Annotated in this window: 17 protein-coding genes; 9 read left to right on the forward strand and 8 right to left on the reverse strand. The window is 59.6% G+C overall.

The genetic code is table 11. From position 1 onward, the window contains the following. Positions 1-8: 8 nt before the first annotated feature. The gene (locus L8I05_RS08875; RefSeq protein WP_159955826.1) at positions 9-227 is read left to right on the forward strand and encodes a DUF2970 domain-containing protein; all 219 of its coding nucleotides are present in this window, start codon (positions 9-11) and stop codon (positions 225-227) included. Here the strand turns inward: L8I05_RS08875 and L8I05_RS08880 are convergent. Then, positions 224-1,291 carry an ABC transporter substrate-binding protein gene (locus tag L8I05_RS08880; protein ID WP_242168342.1) on the reverse strand — a complete coding sequence of 356 codons (1,068 nt, stop codon included), beginning with the start codon at positions 1,289-1,291 and terminating at the stop codon, positions 224-226. The genes L8I05_RS08875 and L8I05_RS08880 overlap by 4 nt on opposite strands. Positions 1,292-1,714: 423 nt before the next feature. On the opposite strand from L8I05_RS08880, the gene L8I05_RS08885 reads away from it, so the two are divergent. Next, entirely contained in the window at positions 1,715-3,373 is a 1,659-nt protein-coding gene (locus L8I05_RS08885) for a nitrite/sulfite reductase (RefSeq protein ID WP_159955822.1), read from the forward strand. Next, a complete protein-coding gene (locus L8I05_RS08890; RefSeq protein WP_242168344.1) occupies positions 3,357-3,851 on the forward strand; it encodes a DUF934 domain-containing protein in 495 nt (164 codons plus the stop codon). The genes L8I05_RS08885 and L8I05_RS08890 overlap by 17 nt, the downstream gene beginning before the upstream one ends. A gap of 50 nt (positions 3,852-3,901) precedes the next feature. Here L8I05_RS08890 and L8I05_RS08895 read toward each other — a convergent pair whose 3' ends face one another. After that, positions 3,902-4,360: a MerR family transcriptional regulator gene (locus L8I05_RS08895; protein WP_242168346.1), complete on the reverse strand. Its 459-nt coding sequence runs from the start codon at positions 4,358-4,360 to the stop codon at positions 3,902-3,904. A gap of 72 nt (positions 4,361-4,432) precedes the next feature. On the opposite strand from L8I05_RS08895, the gene L8I05_RS08900 reads away from it, so the two are divergent. From L8I05_RS08900 to L8I05_RS08910, 3 genes are all read left to right on the forward strand, one after another. Beyond that, entirely contained in the window at positions 4,433-5,665 is a 1,233-nt protein-coding gene (locus L8I05_RS08900) for an NADH:flavin oxidoreductase/NADH oxidase family protein (RefSeq protein WP_242168348.1), read from the forward strand. Between the two features lie 77 nt (positions 5,666-5,742). Beyond that, complete coding sequence (gene poxB / locus L8I05_RS08905; protein ID WP_242168350.1) at positions 5,743-7,467, forward strand: ubiquinone-dependent pyruvate dehydrogenase; 1,725 nt, start codon at positions 5,743-5,745, stop codon at positions 7,465-7,467. 277 nt (positions 7,468-7,744) lie between these two features. Continuing rightward, on the forward strand, positions 7,745-8,224 hold the full coding sequence (locus L8I05_RS08910; RefSeq protein ID WP_242168352.1) for a hypothetical protein: 480 nt from the start codon (positions 7,745-7,747) through the stop codon (positions 8,222-8,224). A 207-nt stretch (positions 8,225-8,431) separates the two neighbouring features. Here the strand turns inward: L8I05_RS08910 and L8I05_RS08915 are convergent, their stop codons facing one another. Further along, positions 8,432-8,989, reverse strand: coding sequence for an NAD(P)H-dependent oxidoreductase (locus tag L8I05_RS08915; protein WP_242168355.1), 558 nt, complete (start codon positions 8,987-8,989; stop codon positions 8,432-8,434). A 227-nt stretch (positions 8,990-9,216) separates the two neighbouring features. Here L8I05_RS08915 and L8I05_RS08920 point away from each other — a divergent pair, with 227 nt between their 5' ends. Next, entirely contained in the window at positions 9,217-9,453 is a 237-nt protein-coding gene (locus L8I05_RS08920; RefSeq protein WP_242168357.1) for a hypothetical protein, read from the forward strand. A 60-nt stretch (positions 9,454-9,513) separates the two neighbouring features. Here the strand turns inward: L8I05_RS08920 and L8I05_RS08925 are convergent, their stop codons facing one another. Together L8I05_RS08925 and gspG are read right to left on the reverse strand one after the other, a co-directional pair. Then, positions 9,514-9,858 carry a hypothetical protein gene (locus L8I05_RS08925; RefSeq protein WP_159955808.1) on the reverse strand — a complete coding sequence of 115 codons (345 nt, stop codon included), beginning with the start codon at positions 9,856-9,858 and terminating at the stop codon, positions 9,514-9,516. A gap of 103 nt (positions 9,859-9,961) precedes the next feature. Then, positions 9,962-10,411, reverse strand: a complete 450-nt coding sequence (gspG, locus tag L8I05_RS08930) for a type II secretion system major pseudopilin GspG (RefSeq protein WP_242168359.1) — start codon at positions 10,409-10,411, stop codon at positions 9,962-9,964. A 145-nt stretch (positions 10,412-10,556) separates the two neighbouring features. Here gspG and L8I05_RS08935 point away from each other — a divergent pair, with 145 nt between their 5' ends. Beyond that, positions 10,557-11,474 (forward strand): LysR substrate-binding domain-containing protein, encoded by a 918-nt coding sequence (locus L8I05_RS08935; RefSeq protein ID WP_242168362.1) that lies wholly within the window; start codon positions 10,557-10,559, stop codon positions 11,472-11,474. Between the two features lie 139 nt (positions 11,475-11,613). After that, positions 11,614-15,801 carry a glycosyltransferase gene (locus tag L8I05_RS08940; RefSeq protein ID WP_242168364.1) on the forward strand — a complete coding sequence of 1,396 codons (4,188 nt, stop codon included), beginning with the start codon at positions 11,614-11,616 and terminating at the stop codon, positions 15,799-15,801. A gap of 51 nt (positions 15,802-15,852) precedes the next feature. On the opposite strand, the gene L8I05_RS08945 is transcribed toward L8I05_RS08940, so the two are convergent. The 3 genes from L8I05_RS08945 to dnaQ form a co-directional block, all read right to left on the reverse strand. Further along, positions 15,853-16,434 (reverse strand): GNAT family N-acetyltransferase, encoded by a 582-nt coding sequence (locus L8I05_RS08945; protein ID WP_242168366.1) that lies wholly within the window; start codon positions 16,432-16,434, stop codon positions 15,853-15,855. A gap of 9 nt (positions 16,435-16,443) precedes the next feature. Further along, positions 16,444-18,699: an Orn/Lys/Arg decarboxylase N-terminal domain-containing protein gene (locus L8I05_RS08950; RefSeq protein WP_242168368.1), complete on the reverse strand. Its 2,256-nt coding sequence runs from the start codon at positions 18,697-18,699 to the stop codon at positions 16,444-16,446. A gap of 218 nt (positions 18,700-18,917) precedes the next feature. Next, on the reverse strand, positions 18,918-19,658 hold the full coding sequence (dnaQ, locus tag L8I05_RS08955; RefSeq protein ID WP_242168424.1) for a DNA polymerase III subunit epsilon: 741 nt from the start codon (positions 19,656-19,658) through the stop codon (positions 18,918-18,920). Between the last annotated feature and the right edge of the window lie 68 nt (positions 19,659-19,726).

A 19,726-nucleotide genomic window follows, 5' to 3' on the forward strand; every position in this document is an offset into this window, starting at 1 on the left:
AGGGTTTTATGGACGATCCACTCGACAACAAACCGCCGACCTTCTGGCAAATGCTGCACAGCGTGATGGCGGCCGCCTTTGGCGTGCAGAGCGGGAAAAATCGTGCGCGCGACTTTACCCATGGCAAGCCCAGCCATTTTGTCGTGCTGGGCATCCTGTTCACGGCCGTGTTTGCGCTGACGCTGTTCGGCATCGTCCAGCTGGTGCTGCACCTGGCCGGGGTTTAACGCAGCAGCAGTTGCAGGCTGAACGGGTAACGGTAGGACGCCGGCTTGCCGACCGCCGAGAGCGCACGAAAATCTACCGGCGGCATCGGCCCCAGCAAGCGCTTGGCCTGGTCGCTATCGATCAACTGGAACAGCGCTTGCTGGCGGTCGCGACCGCCGTAGGCGCTGATGTCGACGCCCTTGGCATCATCGTTGACCAGCACCATGGCCCACCCGCCCAGGGTGAAATGCCCGGCAACCAGGGTGGTCAGCCGCCCGTCCAGGCGTGCCTGCAATATGTCCGGCGAACTGTTGACCGCACTGAACGACACGTCCTTGCCGGGCACTCGCCCGCTGTCTTGCAAGGCCTGCATCGCGCCCAGTGCCATCTCATCATTGGCCGACCACACCAGCGCTGTCTGCGGATGGCGCCTGAACAACTGCGTGGCTTGCTCGAAAGCGCGCTGGCGGCTCCATTCCCCGTAGACCAACTGGCGCAGGCGCACCTCGGGATGTTCGGCCAGCGCGCGGCGCAGGCCTTGCTCGCGTCGTTGTGCAACGGGCGTGTTCTTGGCGCCGGAAAACGCCAGCATGTCGAGGGTTGCACCCGGCGCGACGGGGCCATGCTGGCGCAACAGGTCGGTGAGCATCAGGTAACCGGCCTGCTCGTCGTCGGCCACCAGGCTGCCGATCCACTGCGCGTCTGTACGCGCATCAAGCAATTGCACCTGATCGGCGGTCAGTGCGTTATTGACGATCAGCAACTTCACCCCACTGCCTTGCGCCATGCGCAGAATTTGCGGGGCGACGTACTGCTCGTTCACCAGCACCAGGTAATCGGGCCGCTCGGCACCCTGCAACGCTTCGCGGGCCTGGGCCAGGGTGTTATCGGCATTGCGCTCGGAATAACGCACGCGCAAATCCAGGCCGAGGTCCTTGGCGGCGGCCTGCATGAATTGCGCGTAGCTGACCCAGAAGGTTTCGGTGGACGTGCCGGGGTTGAGAAATACCACTGACGCCGCATGGGCTGTCGCCCCGTACGCCGCCCCCAGTAACCACACACACGCAATCAGAACCTTCAACATGGATGTTTGTGCCTCGAATGTTGATCGCCATCATAATGGCAATGCGACAGTCAATCGAGGCGCAAGCACCCTTCTTTTACTGGTGGCTAACCCAGAATACGGCGGTCCCGACCACCAGGATGATCAGGAACAGAATCGCCCAGGCATCCACGGTACTGTCGGGTTTACGGGCTTTGGTTGAATTGCTCATCGCATCGCCTCTTATCGGTTTTATAGGTGATTGCACTCAAACACGCTCACAGTAAAGTCGACGATTGCCCGCATGACAAATGTGGGTATCACGATAACCGTTCTCATTAGTCAATTTGGTTATTTACATATACTCAAACATCACTTTTGCGCATAAACGCAAACTGGTATCGTGCGCCGGCTCCGTTGGGAGTGCGCGGCCGTGCGCGCAGATTTGCCGAGAACAGGACCTATATGTACGTATACGACGAATACGATCAGCGCATCATCGAGGACCGCGTCAAGCAGTTCCGTGATCAGACCCGACGCTATCTGGCAGGTGAACTGAGCGAAGAAGAGTTCCGCCCTCTGCGCCTGCAAAATGGCCTTTATGTTCAGCGCTTTGCGCCGATGCTGCGGGTGGCTGTGCCTTATGGCCAACTGACCTCACGCCAGACGCGCATGATGGCCAAGATCGCCCGCGACTTCGACAAGGGCTACGCCCACATCAGTACCCGCCAGAACGTACAGTTCAACTGGCCGGCGCTGGAAGACGTGCCGGACATCCTGGCTGAGCTGGCCACCGTGCAGATGCACGCCATTCAGACCAGCGGTAACTGCCTGCGCAACGTGACCACCGACCAGTTTGCCGGCGTTGCCGCTGACGAGCTGATCGACCCGCGCCCCTGGTGTGAAATAGTCCGCCAGTGGACCACCTTCCACCCTGAATTCGCTTACCTGCCACGTAAGTTCAAGATCGCCATCAATGGCTCGACCTCGGACCGTGCAGCCATCGAAGTGCACGACATCGGCCTCGAACCGGTGCACAACGCAGCCGGCGAGCTGGGTTTCCGTGTACTGGTCGGTGGCGGCCTCGGCCGTACGCCGGTGGTGGGCGCGTTTATCAACGAGTTCCTGCCGTGGCAGGACCTGTTGAGCTACCTCGACGCGATTCTGCGGGTCTACAACCGCTACGGCCGTCGTGACAACAAGTACAAGGCCCGGATCAAGATCCTGGTCAAAGCGCTGACCCCTGAGGTATTCGCCCAGAAAGTCGACGCTGAAATGGAACACCTGCGCGGCGGCCAGACCACCCTGACCGAAGCCGAAGTACAGCGTGTGGCCAAGCACTTCGTCGACCCCGAGTACAAAGCCCTGAGCAATCAGGACGCCGAGCTCGCAGCCCTCGACCAGCAACACCCAGGTTTCGCCCGCTGGCGCACTCGCAACACCCTGGCGCACAAAAAGCCGGGCTATGTCGCCGTGACCCTGTCGCTCAAACCTACCGGCGTGGCGCCGGGCGACATCACCGACAAGCAGCTGGACGCCGTTGCCGACCTGGCCGAGCGCTACAGCTTCGGCCAACTGCGCACCTCCCACGAGCAGAACATCATTCTTGCCGACGTTGAGCAGAGCCAACTGTTCACCCTGTGGGGCGAGCTGCGCGAAGGCGGTTTCGCCACGCCGAACATCGGCTTGCTGACCGATATCATCTGCTGCCCGGGTGGCGACTTCTGCTCCCTGGCCAACGCCAAATCGATTCCGATTGCCGAATCGATCCAGCGCCGTTTCGACGACCTGGACTACCTGTTCGACATCGGCGAGCTGGACCTGAACATCTCCGGTTGCATGAACGCCTGTGGTCACCACCACGTCGGCCACATCGGCATCCTGGGCGTGGACAAGAAAGGCGAAGAATTCTACCAAGTGTCCCTGGGTGGCAGCGCCAGCCGCGATGCGAGCCTGGGCAAGATCCTCGGCCCGTCCTTCGCCCAGGAAGCCATGCCCGAGGTGATCGGCAAGCTGATCGATGTGTACATTGAACAGCGCACCGAAGATGAGCGTTTCATCGACACCTACCAGCGCATCGGCATCGACCTGTTCAAGGAGCGCGTCTATGCAGCGAATCATTAAGAACAACGAAGTCCTCGACGAAACCTGGCACCTGCTGCCCAAGGACGCGAGCTTCGACGGTATTTCCAACTGCGACGACCTGATCGTGCCGCTGGCCCTGTGGCGCGAACACGGCCACGCCCTCAAGGCCCGCGACGGCGGCCTGGGTGTGTGGCTGGACGCCGATGAAGAAGCCGAAGAAATCGGCGATGACGTGCAGCACTTCCAGGTCATCGCCCTGAACTTCCCGGCCTTTACCGACGGCCGCAACTACTCAAACGCGCGCTTGCTGCGCGACCGTTACGGTTACAAGGGCGAGCTGCGGGCGATTGGTGACGTGCTGCGTGACCAGCTGTTCTACATGCGCCGCTGCGGGTTCGATGCCTTCGCCTTGCGCGCCGACAAAGACCCGTACGAAGCCCTGGAAAGCCTCAAGGACTTCTCGGTGACGTACCAGGCCGCCACGGACGAGCCGTTGCCCTTGTTCCGTCGTCGCTAACGTGATCGCTCCCACGCTCTGCGTGGGAGCGCCTCCCATGACGCTCCGCGTCACTCTTCAGCGGGACGCAGAGCGTCCGAAGCGGCATTCCCACGCAGAGCGTGGGAACGATCATGCGTGATCGACGCCAGCACCTGCTTCTGCCCCATGGAACACGGCACATCTGCCGGGTGCGCCCGCACCGCGTCGATCACGCCCAATAACTGAGCTTTGCTATGGGCCAGCTGCGCCTGCATCTCTTCGATTTGCGCCACCTTGCGCTCCAGTGCCTCAATCAACTCGTCGCGCTTGCTCTCGCCCGGCGCCGGCATCAACGCTTTAAGCTCCTGCAAGGTGAACCCGGCCTGCTGCGCGCTTTGAATCAGCTGCAAGGTTTGCAGCGCTTCGGCTGAATAGCGCCGATAGCCATTGGCCTGGCGCCCCACCTGGCTGATCAGCCCTTCGGCCTCATAAAAGCGAATACGCGACGCCGCCAACCCGCTCCTCTTTGCCAATTCACCAATATTCATCGCCACACCCTGCTTGACATTAAAGTTAACTTTAAGCTTAGCCTGAGGCCTCCCCCGCTCAGGAGTCAACGCATGTCACCTTTCGAAGCCTTGCAACTGCCTAACGGCCAAGTCCTCGCCAACCGCATCGCCAAGGCTGCGATGGAAGAGAACATGGCCGACGCCAAACAGGCCCCGTCGCGCGAACTAAAACAGCTCTACACGGCGTGGGCAGACGGCGAGCCCGGCTTGCTGTTGACCGGCAACGTGATGATCGACCGCCGCGCCATGACCGGCCCGGGCGGTGTCGCCCTGGAAGATGAACAGCACCTGGACAGCTTCCGCGAATGGGCCGAGGTGGCCCGCGCCAAGGGCGTGCACTTCTGGGTGCAGCTGAGCCATCCGGGGCGCCAGACCATGGCCAACCTGGGCCAGCAAGCCATGGCGCCGTCTGCGGTAGCGCTCGACCTCGGCGGTTTTTCGAAGATGTTCGCCAAGCCCAAGGCGATGACCGAAGCCGAGATTCAAGACGTAATCAAACGCTTCGCCGCCAGCGCGCGCCTGGCCGAGAAAGCCGGGTTCACCGGGGTGCAGATCCACGGCGCGCATGGCTACTTGATCAGCCAGTTTCTCTCGCCGCTCAGCAACCAGCGCACCGACCGCTGGGGCGGCTCGCTGGAGAACCGCGCGCGCTTGCTGCTGGAGGTGATCAACGCGGTTCGCGCCACGGTCAGCCCGGCCTTTTGCGTGGCGGTAAAACTCAATTCCGCCGACTTCCAGCGCGGCGGTTTCGCCGAGGCGGATGCACGCGCAGTGGTCGAGATGCTCAACCCGCTGCCCATCGACCTGCTGGAATTGTCCGGCGGCAGCTACGAAGCGCCGGCCATGCAGGGCGACGCACGGGACGGGCGCACGTTGGCCCGTGAAGCGTACTTCCTGGAATTTGCCAAGGACGTAGCGACCATCGCCACCATGCCGCTGATGGTCACCGGTGGCATTCGCCGCTTGCCGATTGTGCAGCAAGTGCTGGACAGCGGCATCGCCATGGCCGGCATCGCCACGGCGCTGACGCTGGAGCCGCAATTGATCCAACACTGGCGCGAAGGCCGTGACCCCAACCCGCAACTCAAGCCAATTGACTGGAAGCGCAAACCCCTGGCCTCCCTCGCCACGCTTGCCGTGGTGCGGTATCAGATGCGCCGGCTCAGCCGCGGCCATCTGCCCAAGGCCAGTGTCGCACCGTGCATGGCGTTGGTGCGCGATCAGTGGTTTATCGCTCGGCGCACCCGCCAATACCGCGCGGCCATGACGCAATCTTCACACTAAAGGGTGAACATCCGCCGTGATCGAACTGTCCCCTATTGATCAGCAGTTTTTAACCTCACTGACGATTGGAGTTTTTCATGGCGAAAATCAACCTGGCCCAGCAATTGGCGACCACCCTTGAACAGGCGGGCATCAAGCGCATCTGGGGCCTGACCGGCGATAGCCTCAACGGCCTGACCGACGCCCTGCGCACCATGGACAGCATCGAGTGGATGCACGTGCGCCACGAAGAGGTGGCCGCGTTCGCCGCCGGTGCCGAAGCGGCTGCCAACGGCGAGCTGACGGTGTGCGCCGGCAGCTGCGGGCCCGGCAACCTGCACTTGATCAATGGCCTGTTCGACTGCCATCGCAACCACGTGCCGGTGCTGGCCATCGCGGCGCAAATCCCCTCCTCCGAGATCGGCCTGAACTACTTTCAGGAAACCCATCCCCAGGAACTGTTCAAGGAGTGCAGCCACTTTATCGAGCTGGTGACCAACCCCGAGCAAATGCCCCAGGTGCTGCACCGCGCCATGCGCTCGGCGATTCTCAATCGCGGCGTGGCGGTGGTGGTGATTCCAGGCGATGTGTCGCTGCTGGAAGTCGAAGACAAACTCAAGCCGTGGCCGGCCCTGCACGCACCGCGCACCTTGCCGGCGGAACAGGACCTGCAACGCTTGACCGACATTCTGCAGAGCAGCGAAAAAGTCACCCTGCTGTGCGGCAGCGGCTGTGCCGGTGCCCACGATCAAGTGGTAGCCCTGGCCGACGCCTTGGGCGCGCCGGTGGTGCACGCCTTGCGCGGTAAAGAACATGTGGAATGGGACAACCCGTTCGACGTGGGCATGACGGGCCTGATCGGCTTCAGTTCGGGTTACCACGCCATGCTCAACTGCGACACGCTGATCATGCTCGGCACTGATTTCCCCTACCGCCAGTTTTACCCCACCGACGCAAAAATCATCCAGGTCGACCGTAACCCGCAAGCGTTAGGGCGCCGGGCCACATTGGACCTGGGCATCGCGGCGGATGTCAGCGAGACCATCGACGCGCTGCTGCCACGCCTGACCCGCAAGACTGATCGCCGCTTTCTCGAGACCTCGTTGAAGCACTACGAGAAAGCTCGCCAAGGCCTGGATGACCTGGCGGAACCTTCCAAGGCCGACCGGCCGATCCACCCGCAATACGTTGCGCGCTTGCTCAGCGAGCTGGCCGATGACGACGCCATCTTCACTGCCGACGTCGGCTCACCGACCGTGTGGGCCGCGCGTTACTTGAAGATGAACGGCAAGCGCCGCCTGATCGGCTCGTTCAACCATGGCTCGATGGCCAATGCCATGCCGCAGGCCATCGGCGCCCAGGCGGCGTTTCCTGGGCGACAGGTGATTTCGATGTCCGGCGACGGTGGTTTCGCGATGTTGATGGGCGATTTCATCTCGTTGGCACAGCTGAAACTGCCGGTAAAAGTCATCGTGTTCGATAACTCGTCACTGGGTTTCGTCGCCATGGAAATGAAAGCCGCCGGCTACCTGGACACCGGCACCGAGCTGAAAAACCCGGACTTCGCGGCCATGTCCAACGCCATGGGCATCCTCGGCATTCGCGTGGAGCAATCCGAAGACCTGGAACCGGCATTGCGCCGCGCCCTGGCCCACGACGGCCCGGTGCTGGTGGATGTGGTCACGGCGACACAGGAACTGGTCATGCCGCCAAGCATCAAGCTGGAACAGGCCAAGGGCTTCAGCCTGTACATGCTCAAGGCAGTGATGAGCGGGCGCGGTGACGAAGTGATCGAGTTGGCGCGTACCAACTGGTTGCGCTGAGTTTCAGTGGCGTCGGGCAGCGCGGGTAAACCCTGTTCGACGCCGAGTATCGTCAAGCCCGGTCCGACTTGGCAAGGGGGCGCGGTCCATCTGCCTAAACCCAGATGGGCTTTAGATAACATCTTCAAATAAAAAATAACGACGCAGCCCCATCATTCAACACAGAAACATGTACCCACAATTACAAATTATTAATTACTCCCCCAACAGCCTGATACCTCGCAGAATCACTGAACCCACTAAGACTTGGGTAAGTGAATAACCAAGAGGAAAACTAATGATAAACCCGACATTCAACATGGTTTCACAAATGGCCACGGCCTTTCAAAGCCTTGCGTCCGCCACCAATAACACTTCGCACACCCAACCCCCTACTGGCAATATCGGAAGAGCAGTTGGCGATACACGCTCCGTCGAGCAGATCACCAACGGCCCTCTTTTCGATATATTTAAACAGCGGGACTTTCACCATCTTGCCAATGACTTTTACAAGCAGGTTGGCGGCAATTGGAATGACGCCAAACTGAGCACCGCCGAGCAGGCAGACGTGGCAGCCAACGCCGAACGTGTTCTGACGCATATTGACCAAATGGGCGGTAACGGTTCGCTTTCAGGCAATATGCACATCGAGGGATACCGCTCCCCAAGCCCGTTTGCAGTCATTCCCACGAAAGATGGAAATACCACTGAAGGCTCGGAGGCACGAAACCTCTTGAACTTCGCCAGCCAGGGTTATGCCTCGCTTCAACAGAATTGACACTCACCATTCAACAGTGGTCGACAACTGTATTAATTAGGCAGCTGAATCACGACGACAATACAAAGAACACAAAATCGCCGAGGGCATTAAAGTTAGTTTCCCGCGGCCAGCGTTCTTTTTATCACTTTTACTCAAAAAAAAGCGCCCGATACTTCGGGCGCCTTTCATAAATACGGCAGGTGGAAAGTTGTTAGGCGCTGCCTCTCAGCCCGACTGCTTCTCCACCCACTTGCCATAGGCATCAATAAACGCCTGCAAGAACGGCCGGGTCTTCTCCGACACCTTGCCTGCGTCATCAAACACACTGCCCGCACCACCCAGGTACGCTTCTGGCTGCTGCATGCACGGCACATCGAGAAAAACCAACGACTGACGCAGATGATGGTTGGCGCCAAACCCACCAATCGCCCCCGGCGACACACTGATTATCGCCCCCGGCTTGCCGCTGTAGACGCTTTGCCCATAAGGGCGCGAGCCCACATCGATGGCATTCTTCAACGGCGCAGGCACGGAACGGTTGTATTCGGGGGTTACGAACAACACCGCGTCGGATGAGCTCACTTGTTTACGGAAAGTACTGTAGGCTGCGGGCGGTGATGCCCCGTCGATATCCTCGTTGTAGAGCGGCAAATCGCCAATTTCAACAATGTTCAACTGGAGATTGGCGGGGGCCAGTTCGGCCAAGGCCAGGGCGACCTTGCGGTTGATCGACTCTTTTCTAAGGCTGCCAACCAGGACGGCAATCGTGTAGACCTTGCTCATTGAGGTTTTCCCGACGTCTGACTAAAGGAGCTAGTAGTTATAGAGTCTTCGAGGCGGGTTCACCAGCGGGTTTTGCGCCGCCGAACACCGTTTGCTACGCCCCACGCGCGTAGGAAGCGTCTGAAAACATCAAAGAATAGTATTTTTTTTCCATAGGTAAACTACCCCGCTCCATGACGGTCTACAGAACCGCAAATCGAGTGTTTATCTCCAGAGGTTCTAAACAGATGGCTGCAGTACTTGTCGGACAGTTCCATGCCAGAGACGCGGAAGGACGCGTGTATTCGGTGCATGAATTCCAGGAATCCAACCCGGCGCAAGGCGACCTGGCTGGCTCCGCGCCCTCCACTACCTACAAGCTGGCCATTGGCGATCGAGTAGAGAAACTGGATGGCGAAGAGTTCAGACTGATCCAGTCGGGGACCATTATCACCCGCGAATCGCCTACGGTCCTCGCTTCGTAATAGCTCGCCTCATCTACCAGCTCAGTCCTGGCCATTGACGGCATTGACTGGGCCGGGCGATCACGGCCGCTGCATCTGCGTCACCTCGACGCCCTGCTCGCCGTCCACTTGCTTGAGCGTCACCAGCAACCGCCCCCGCTCCCCTTCCACGGCATACAGCGAACGCTTGTAGCCCGGCGTGCCGTACGCAGGATACGCCACCACCTGCCTGACCAGCGCAACCTCCAGCACCGCGCCTACTTGCTCGCCCACCTGTTCCTGAGAACGGATAAACGCCTCGAGCGCGAAGTTTTCCGGTGTGTGTTCATCATGATTATTGAAGAGATAAGCAGCCACGCAGCCGGCGGTCGCCAAGACCAGCAGTTGTTTGGCCGTTACCCCGAGGAATGTCGAGGGTAGAGGCATGTGAGACCAGACCTGTTTTTGTTTTATGTACCGGCTAGCCGGCAGTGGTCGTTGATGATCAGAGCAGCCATTCTAATCAGGTGGTCGGGTTTTGCCAGATGAATCAGTTGTCGCCGTAGGTAATATCCTTGTTATCCCCTGCACCACCCAGTGTGCGGTCCTTGCCGAATGAGAACAGGTCAAAAGGTGTTTGGGCTTGAGTGGGCGGATAGTGATACTGATAGGCAACCCCCCAAGGGTCCGTCAACAAGTCTTCATTGACGTAAGGCCCTTTCCATTTCGCCTCACCGGCAGGTTGCGTGATCAATGCCTCCAGGCCTTCTTCATCGAGAGGGTAGCGACCGGTGTCCTGATGAAACCGCTCGAGCGCCTTGCCCAATTCGCTCACCTGGGCCTTTGCCTGGGCAATTTCCGCCTGCGTCACATTGCCGAACAGCCGTGGCCCTACCGCCAGGGCCAGCAGCCCGATAATGACTAACACCACCAGCACCGCCCAACGCGTAAAGCCGCGCTGGGTGTGCACACTACCAATGACTGCGGTTTTGCCGGACATCGCAAGGCTCCCTGATGGTTCGTCGGTTATTACACGCTTTGTGTGACCTGCAGGTTGCAGTCGCGAACACGCTTAACGGTAGCCGACCCGCGCTGTTTTTTCCCCAGCCATTGAAACCCCACCGCACTGAACATAGACTCCGGCGATGCGTTTACGTCATATCGAAGTGATTCAGGCCATCTTGCAGACCGGACACCTCGGCACGGCCGCCGAATGGTTGCAACTCCCCGTGGGCGATGTAGACGCCACGCTCAAGGATGCCGAGCAGCAATTGGGCTTCATGCTGTTTGCCAGTGTGCGCGGGCGTTTGCAAGCGACACGTGAGACGCTTGAGCTGCAGGCCGCAATCGGCCACCTCTATGAGGCGCTGGAGCCGGTGCAACGCCTGGCCAGCCGCCTCAAGCACCATCACGCGCCAACCCTGCGTGCCCTGTGCACGCCACCGCTGGCCAATCAATTGCTGCCGCAAAGCATCGCCGCGCTGCGCCGGCGCTTCCAGGACACGCCGTGCAACCTGTCGAGCCAGCCAACCAGGGAGATCGTCAGGAGCCTGCTGCTGCACGAGGCCGATGTGGGCCTGAGCCTGCATGACCCGGAACATCTGCAAATCCAAAGTAGCGTATTGGCTCAGGGCAAGCTGCAATTGCTCGCGCCCCATGGCTGGCTCAAGCCCAAGCAGAAATACATTGCACTGCAAGACCTCGCCGGGCAGTCGATGATCGGGCTCGAAGGGCATGACCCGTTGAGCCGCCTGCTGGACGCCAAGCTGCAAGCGCTGCGCCCGCTGCCGGTGGTGCAGACACGGGTGCAGACCTACCAGATGATGCGCAGCATGGTCGAAGCCGGCGAAGGCCTGGCGATTGTCGACCCGCTCACCGCCTCCGGCGCGCGGGAAGCCGGGTTGGATACCTGCCCGTTATCGCCGCCCATCCCGGTCATGCTTTACGCGTTGATTTTGAAGGACGCTGAACCCACACCGGCGCTGAATGCACTGCTGGAGATCATCACACTCAAAGCCGAGGCCCTGCTGGGCGGCGCCTCGAACACCCCACCAGGGCCTTAGCCGCGCCCCCGGCGCCCGTTAGCGCAACATGCCCTGACAATCACCTTGGAACCCCCTCCGAAGTTTTTCACACCCATTCGCTGGAAAGTGCCAACGGCGCTTTCTATCGGACGAATCTGAAACTAAGGAGCGGTTCCCTATGAATGCCATCCACCCTGCGGCTGCCAAGCTGTCTCTCACCGGCCTGGCCACACAAAACTCAACACCCACCACCCATGCGGCGAACGCCCTCCAGGCCTCGTCGCCGAGGGGCGCGGCCAACGACACAAGCCCTGACGCACTCGATAACCCGGCAGCCCTGAAAAAAGCCTACGCGGAACACTGCAACTGGACGGAACTGGCGGCAAAACTGCGACCGATGCTCGAAGAACTGACCAAGGCCTTTCCCGGTGAGTTGTCCAGCGAACAGCAAAGCCGGCTTGAGACACAACTGGCAGCCCAGCTGAACAGCCTTTCATTGCCGGTCTGTGAACTCTCCACCTACTACCAGAAACACAACCTGACACCCACGACCGTCGTCACGCTACACGCCTATCTCAGCGGCAGTGGCTTGGGCATACCGAAGACCCTGGACGCGTTGCTCGCGCTCTACCAGCGCGCTATCCAGCAGGTGCACACCCATCCCCTGGGCAACTTCAGCGGGGCGCTGTCCTGGCCAACCCCGCTGACAACGCAGCACCAACAACGCCTCATCGACCTGCTCAGCGCCCCCGGTTCGACCGTGCCCGGGCTGCCATTGGCCGACAAACAAAAAGGCGTGCTGGGCTATCTGTTGTCAGCCGCCAACCTGTCGAGCGATGATTTCAAATACCCCGGCTCGGCGATGGAAACGCTGCTGGGCTCGGCCAAGGCCCAGGCATTGGGGCAAGCGATACAGACTGAATTGGGCGGCATCGCCACGGATGCCAGCAGCAATGATTACTTGTTGGCGGCCATCCACCTGGGCCTGGACCCGGAAGCCCTGAACAGCCCGGCGCGTAACAGCGTCGCCGGCTTTGACCTCGGGCAGCGCCAGTATTGGAACAAGCCTGCCACAGCGGTGATCGACGGCCTGAGCCGCCATCTGGTGGCGCAAGGGCGAGCCAGCGCCCAATCGGCCGACTTCGCCGCTCGCCTGTTACTGGCACGCGTCGCGCCTGAATACCGGGTCAAGGACATCCCGCCCAATGTGACCTACGGCAGTATCCCCTGGACCCAGTTGGCAATCGCGGTGGCTAAGCTGGAGGCCCAGTCGCCAGGGCGCGCACTCACCATGAGCTACAGCGAGGTGCTCGCCGCCGCCGAGGGCCTCGACGTCGACGCAGCGCTCTCCCAGCGTATCCAGCACGAAGCCTTGCGTAATTGGGGAGTCGTGCATGGCCTGTTGAGTGCCGGCGACACCACGCCCACACAGACTGAAATGCAGGCCGTACAAACCGCGTTCAATACCCAGCAAAGTGCCTTGCAAGCCACCTCCACAGCGCTGGCAACGGCTATCCCCAGCCGGGAAGCGATGGGCCTGGCGCTGCTCAGGAAAGAGTTTCCGGGGGTTCCGGACAGTGTCTTCAAGGCCCGCAACATCCTCAAAGCCCATTTGAATCCGGGGCGGCCCGGCCGCTTGTCCGGGGCGCTGTCAATGCTGGATATCGTCACGCAGGGCGACAAGGTCAAACATGAGGACAAGGAACATTGGGTCACCGATGACAAGCGGATACCCATCGCGGCGTTTTGCGAAAAATCCGCAAGCGGCACACTCACCGTCGCCGACGAATTTGCCACACGCTACGCCTCGGCTATCGAGGCACAGAAGGCAGGCCACACAGGCCTGTGCAAATACCTGACGTCGAACTTATCACCCGAGGACAAGCTGAACTTCGCGTATGGCCAGCTCGAGTTTTTCCATACCAATGAATACAAAATAGCCACCGACTTCTGGACAAAGACGCTGACCAAACGAGGCCATACGCTGGATGTAAAAACCACGCGAGACGGGCAAGTCAACGTGTATTGCATTAATACCAGCGACGGCACGATTACCAAAAAAAACTTCCTGATAGACACGTACTCTGCGCCCTACGACAAACTCGAAAGAAGAGATGGCAACAAGCTGTATCGTACCGTCCGGTTCAACCCATTCGAGAACGAGCACGCCACACTGGGCACGGAAAAACCGACAACTTCGCAAAATCTTCAAGTGTTTGACTCTGCCCGCACCGACTACATCGCCAGGGTATTCACCCATTCCCTCGACTTGAACAATGACGACCTGCTCGACTATGCCAAAGGCATGAACGCCTACGACAAAAGCGTGGCGGCCGACGATGCCATCGGCAATTTTTTCCTCAACCTGATTCCCTTCAGGTCAGCGATTGTCAATTTCAGCCAAGGCAAAATCGCCGATGGCTTGTTTGACCTTGGTCTTGACGTGGTCGGCCTGGTGACGTTGGGCGTGGGCAAGGCTGCCCAGGCAGGCAAGGTATTTGCCAAGGGCGTGACCAGTCTCAACGCCGCCTCGAAAGCCGCAAGGTTCCTCGGCGGTGCCATGATCGAAGCACTCAACCCGCTGGGTGGCGCCGGCGACCTGCTCGGAGGCGCCAGTCGCTTCATCTGGTCCAGGGGGCGCTCAGCGGTCAATACTCTAAAGGGCGCCAGCGGCAGCTACGACGTGCTCAAAGAGGCGGGCAAACAGCACGGTCTGGTTGCCGTCGGCACCTACAAAGCGCTGGATCGAGTCGAGGAAACCGGCGCCGCATTTCGCAACGGCATCTGGTACGACTATGACGTGGCCAAGGGGTCGTCCTATGGGCCGCTGCTAACCGAATTCAAGCCACACGTAGTGGCGACCGCCGATGGACTCAAAGTGCTCAACCCGCCCGCGCTGCGGGACTATGCGGTCGATCTCTCGCCTGACCTGCTACAGGTGAAAGGCTTGCAGGCCAATGTTTACGTGGGCCCGGGCAACAAAAACTATATAAAAATCGACGGCAGGCTCTATCAGTCCACACTCAAGGATGGCCAGCGTGTCATCCAACACCCCAACGCCAACCAACCCGACCTTGCCGTCAGAGACCTGGGCAGCCATGGTTGGGAGCTTTCAGCCACTGCCCACCGCTTAATCGGGGGCGGCGCTCCGCCTGCCTGGAAACTCGACGACAGTACCTACGTGCTGCCGGTAGATGACGTACAACTCAGGCCGGGCTCTTCTTACCCCTACTGCATCAACTACAGAGGCGAAAACCATATCGCCAAATTCGATACGCAAGTGGGTGAGTGGAGCTACGAAGCCCGCAACAAATTGTATTTCTGGAGAAGTGCGAAGAACACATGGCAGATGGGGACGCTGGATGAGTTGAGAAAAGCAAAAAAAATTGATGCGCACGAATTCCGCTTCGTTGAAGTCACCGCCCCGGCCATATTGACCAAACCCAAGAATGTCCGGCCACTGCCAAAAGACATTCACTATTTCTGGGCAGGCGGCGAGATACCGGACAAGCTGGTGAGCAATATCAGCAAAAACGCCGAGAAAATGCCGGGGTTCAGATCCATTGTGCACGTCGACGCGGACACCCCGGAGCTGTTCCGAATCATGAAGCTCAAGCTGGAAAAAGACGTCCCCGGCGTGACGGTTCTGAACCTGCACGAAGACGACTTTTTCCAATCGTTGAGCACCTCCGAGATGTATTCATATTTCCGCAAGGGTCAGGGCCAGAACCTCGCCGCCACTTCTGACGTGGCGCGCTACCCATTGATGAATAAATATGGCGGCATCTACCTCGACACCGATGACACGATCATGGGCGCTGTCGGGGCGGCAGGCCTGAACGCCGGCGACTCGGACATCCTGATCGGCCATCCGGTCCGCCATAAAGTCACCGGTAACAAACCTTTTTTCAATACAAGCAACTTCGCAACCCAGGCGGACAACCCGGTTATCACTCAAATGATCGCCGAACAAAATCGCCGTTTCGCCGAAAAAAGACCCTACTTTGAGGCTAATCGACCAACCATCGCTCGGGACGAAAACGGCGCGCTCATATACGACGATGACTTTTTGACCTATGAAGGCGAGATTTTTGAAGCGGTAGGCCCGACCATGTTTAACGACGTATTAAAAGCCAGGCGACCTGAGATTTACGAGGCAGGCTTCGAAGGGCTCAGCATAGAAGGCAGTTTTGGCGGTGAGCGCTACAACGTGGAAAAAAACGCTCGCAAGTATTATTCGGACAAGGGCGTAACGGAGCCCGATGGGCTCCCGGAGACGGTGCGGGAGAACAAAACGCACTACCGCCAGTTCAATGAACAGCTAAAAGTCCACGTCGGCGCGGAACACTCCTGGGCCGTTACATAAACTCACTGGCAGCCTTCCGGCGCGGCTTGAAACGTTACCCACGAGCCGCCTTCAGGCCGCACTCAACTCGGTTTTGAACAACCGATACCAGAAGATCGCCACTTCGCGGGTTTGCGGGTCAATACCGCGATACCGCAAGTGGTCGATCCCGCCCATCACATAACCGCAGCGCTCATATAGCCGGCAGGCACCGAGGTTGTTGTTCTGGGTTTCGAGCATCATGCCCGACAGGTTTTTCTTGCGGCTCCAGAACTGCGCCACATCCAGTAATGCCTTGGCCACACCATGGCGCCGCGCAGGCAAGGCCACCGCCAGTTCATCAACGTGGGCAAACCCGTTCCAATTGGTGCTGACCACGATATGCCCTACCGCACGGTCATCCAGGTACGCCATGAAGATGGCGCTGTCGGCTGCATCGCGAAAACTCGCGAACTCTTCCGGGTCGATGCCATAACACTTGCGGTACGGCACAATGCGCTCGACCACCCACTGATCGACGCGCTTGCCCATCTCCGGCACGCCGTAGGCACTGACCTCAAAGCTGAAATCATTGCCCCACACGTAGGCATCAAAACCTTCGTCGGCGACCCGCACACTGAGCCCCGGGTACTTCGGGTTCATTACAGCTTGCATAAACATCCTTTAGCCTTTGATGCAATCGACGGTGTAACAACGACCATTGCCGTCATCTTCGTGTTGCAACCCATGAACATCGGCGACAAAACCGGGAAAACTGCTATCGAACGTCCGGGCAAAGGCCAGGTAATCGATGATCGAACGCGTTGACTCGGTAAAGCGCTCGCCCGGCATGATCAACGGAATGCCGGGCGGATAAGGCACCAGCATCACGGCGGCGACGCGCCCTGGCAAAGCATCGATTGAGACAGCCTCGATTTCGCCCCTCACCAGCTGGTCATAGGCGTCGGCCGGTTTCATCGCGATTTCCGGCAACACCGTGTACATCCGTTTGAGGTGTTTGGCGGTGGCGTTGCTACGGTAACAGCTATGCAACTGATCGCACAGGTCGCGCAAACCCAGGCCTTGATAACGCGTCGGGCCTTGCTTGAACACCGAGGGCAAGCAACTGGCCAGGCTCACATTCGCATCGTAGTTGCGTTTGAACTCCAGCAATTCGGTGAGCAAGGTACTCCATTTGCCCTTGGTAATGCCCATGGAAAACAACACGAGGAAGGAATACAGCCCAGTCTTTTCCACCACCAGCCCACGCTCCCAAAGGAATTTACTGACCACCGCAGCGGGAATCCCGCAATCGCTCAAGGCTCCTCCGGCGTTAAGCCCGGGCATTACCAGCGTGACCTTGATCGGGTCGAGCAGCACGTAGTCTTCGGCCACATCGCCAAAGCCGTGCCAGTCATCTTGCGGGTGCAGTAACCAATCCGCCGTGGCCACTCGGTCGATGCCGGCCACTGAAGGCGGTTGCCAGATGGTGAACCACCAATCCTCAGCAGCAATGTGCTGGCGCAAATTCGCCAACGCCCGACGAAAGCTCAAGGCCTCGTCAAACATCTCCTGCAACAGCGAACGCCCGGCCGGGCCTTCCATCATCGCCGAGGCCACGTCCAGTGACGCGATGATGCTGTATTGCGGCGAGGTGGAGATATGCATCATGAACGCTTCGTTGAAACGGTCACGGTCGAGTTGCCGCGCACCGCCGTCCTGCACATGAATCATCGAGGCCTGGCTGAAGGCCGCCAGCAATTTGTGGGTCGAGTGCGTGGTGAACACCAGCGGGCTGTCGGGGGTACGCGAGGTGCCCATGCCATAACGCCCGGCGAAGAACTCGTGAAAGGCCGCGTAGGCGTACCAGGCTTCGTCGAAGTGCAACACCTCGACACTGTTGCCCAGTTGCTGCTTGATCAGCTCGGCGTTGTAGCACAGGCCGTCGTAGGTGGAGTTGGTGACCACCGCCATCTTCACTTTGGGTGGCCGGCCACGGGTCAATGGGCTCGCTTCGATCTTGGCGTGGATCGATTCGGGGCTGAATTCGCTCAGGGGAATCGGGCCGATTATCCCCAGCTCGTTGCGCTCCGGGCACAGGTACAACGGGATCGCGCCGGTCATGATGATCGAGTGCAACACCGACTTGTGGCAGTTGCGGTCCACCAGCACCAGGTCGTCGCGGCCGACCATGGAATGCCAGACGATTTTGTTGGCGGTCGAGGTGCCATTGATCACAAAGAACGTGTGATCGGCACCAAAGTTGCGCGCGGCGCGTGCCTCGGCTTCCGCCAAGGGCCCGGTGTGATCAAGCAGCGAGCCGAGTTCCGGCACTGAAACGGACAAATCCGAACGCAGCGTGTTTTCACCGAAGAACTGATGAAACGCCTGCCCTACCGGACTTTTTCGATAAGCCACGCCGCCGCCATGGCCGGGCGTGTGCCAGGAGTAATTGGAGTCGGCGGTGTGTTGCACCAAGGCCTTGAAGAATGGCGGCAACAAGCCATCCAGGTAACTGCGTGCCGCGCGCGCGACTTGGCGGGCCAGGAACGGCACGGTGTCTTCGAACAGGTACAGAATGCCGCGCAGTTGGTTGAGCTCGCTCATGGCATCGGCCGGTGCATTTTCCAGGGTGACCTGCTCACCCAGGGCAAAGATCGGCAGGTTGGGTGCCCTCACCCGCGCCAGACGAATCAGCTCGACCATGTTTTGCAGCAAGTGGGTGTTTTCGCCGGCGCCTTCGGCGGCGATCAGCATGCACGCCAGGCCGTGATGGGTAGAAGCCACCAGCCGGCCTTCGGCATAGTCCACCGCGGAAAAAATACTGAAGCCCTCTTGTTCCAGCTCTTGGGCGATGCCTCGAACCCGGTCACCGGCAACGGTGTCGGCCTTGATGTCGCGATGTACGATCAGAACAGGGAACTTCAGGTCTTTGTACATGAGCGCTCGAACTCTGGAGGGCTATGCACTCAGGGTAGAAGCTGGGAGGGAATGCCGCGAATGAAGATTTCCAAAGCACTGCAGATTAACTGTTGGAGCTGGCTTGTGTGGGAGCTGGCTTGCCTGCGATAGCGCTGGACCAGTCACAGATAGGTTGCTGGCCTACCGCTATCGCAGGCAAGCCAGCTCCCACATTTTTCAAGCGTGTTCGACCGAGGTTATTGCTGCGTCAGCTGCGACCACAACGCCGGTGCACCCGCCGACTTGGCAATCGCTTCCAACCGCGCCGCATGCTCAGCCAGATCCTGCTCACTGGCGCGGATGATCGGGGTGGGCTTGCGGTCAGCCGGCAAGCGGCGGATTTCCGAAGGGCGATTGCCCGAACCTTCTGCCGAACCGGTGCCGTCGGAAGCGTTACCGGCCAGGGACAGGCTGGTTTGCCCGCCGGTCATGGTCAGGTAAACGTCGGCCAGAATCTCGGAGTCGAGCAACGCGCCGTGGAGTTCACGGCCGGAGTTGTCGACGCCGTAGCGTTTGCACAACGCATCGAGGCTGTTGCGCTGGCCCGGGTGCCGCTCACGGGCCATCATCAAGGTGTCGAGGATTGAGCAGTGCTGGGAGATATCCGCACGCTCGGTCTGCCCTATCAGGGCAAATTCGTTATTGATGAAGCCGACGTCGAACGCCGCGTTGTGGATGATCAGCTGAGCGCCGTTGATGAACTCGAAAAACTCATCCGCCACTTCGGCAAAGCGCGGCTTGCCTTTAAGGAACTCGTCGGTGATGCCGTGGACGCCAATCGCGCCTTCGTCACTGTCGCGGTCGGGTTGCAGGTAGACGTGAAAGTGACGGCCGGTGAGGCGACGACCCATCAGTTCGACACAGCCGATTTCGATGATCCGGTGACCATCGGTCACCGGCATGCCGGTGGTTTCGGTATCGAGTACAACAGATCGGATGGCCATCAGGGTTCAGCTCTCAACGGTGGTAGGCAGTGGTGTGAATCAAAGGGCGCGATGTTAACACG

The organism is Pseudomonas sp. MONT-RG-20F-20-E-7-02 (assembly GCF_022662395.1).
Classification (GTDB): Bacteria; Pseudomonadota; Gammaproteobacteria; order Pseudomonadales; family Pseudomonadaceae; genus Aquipseudomonas.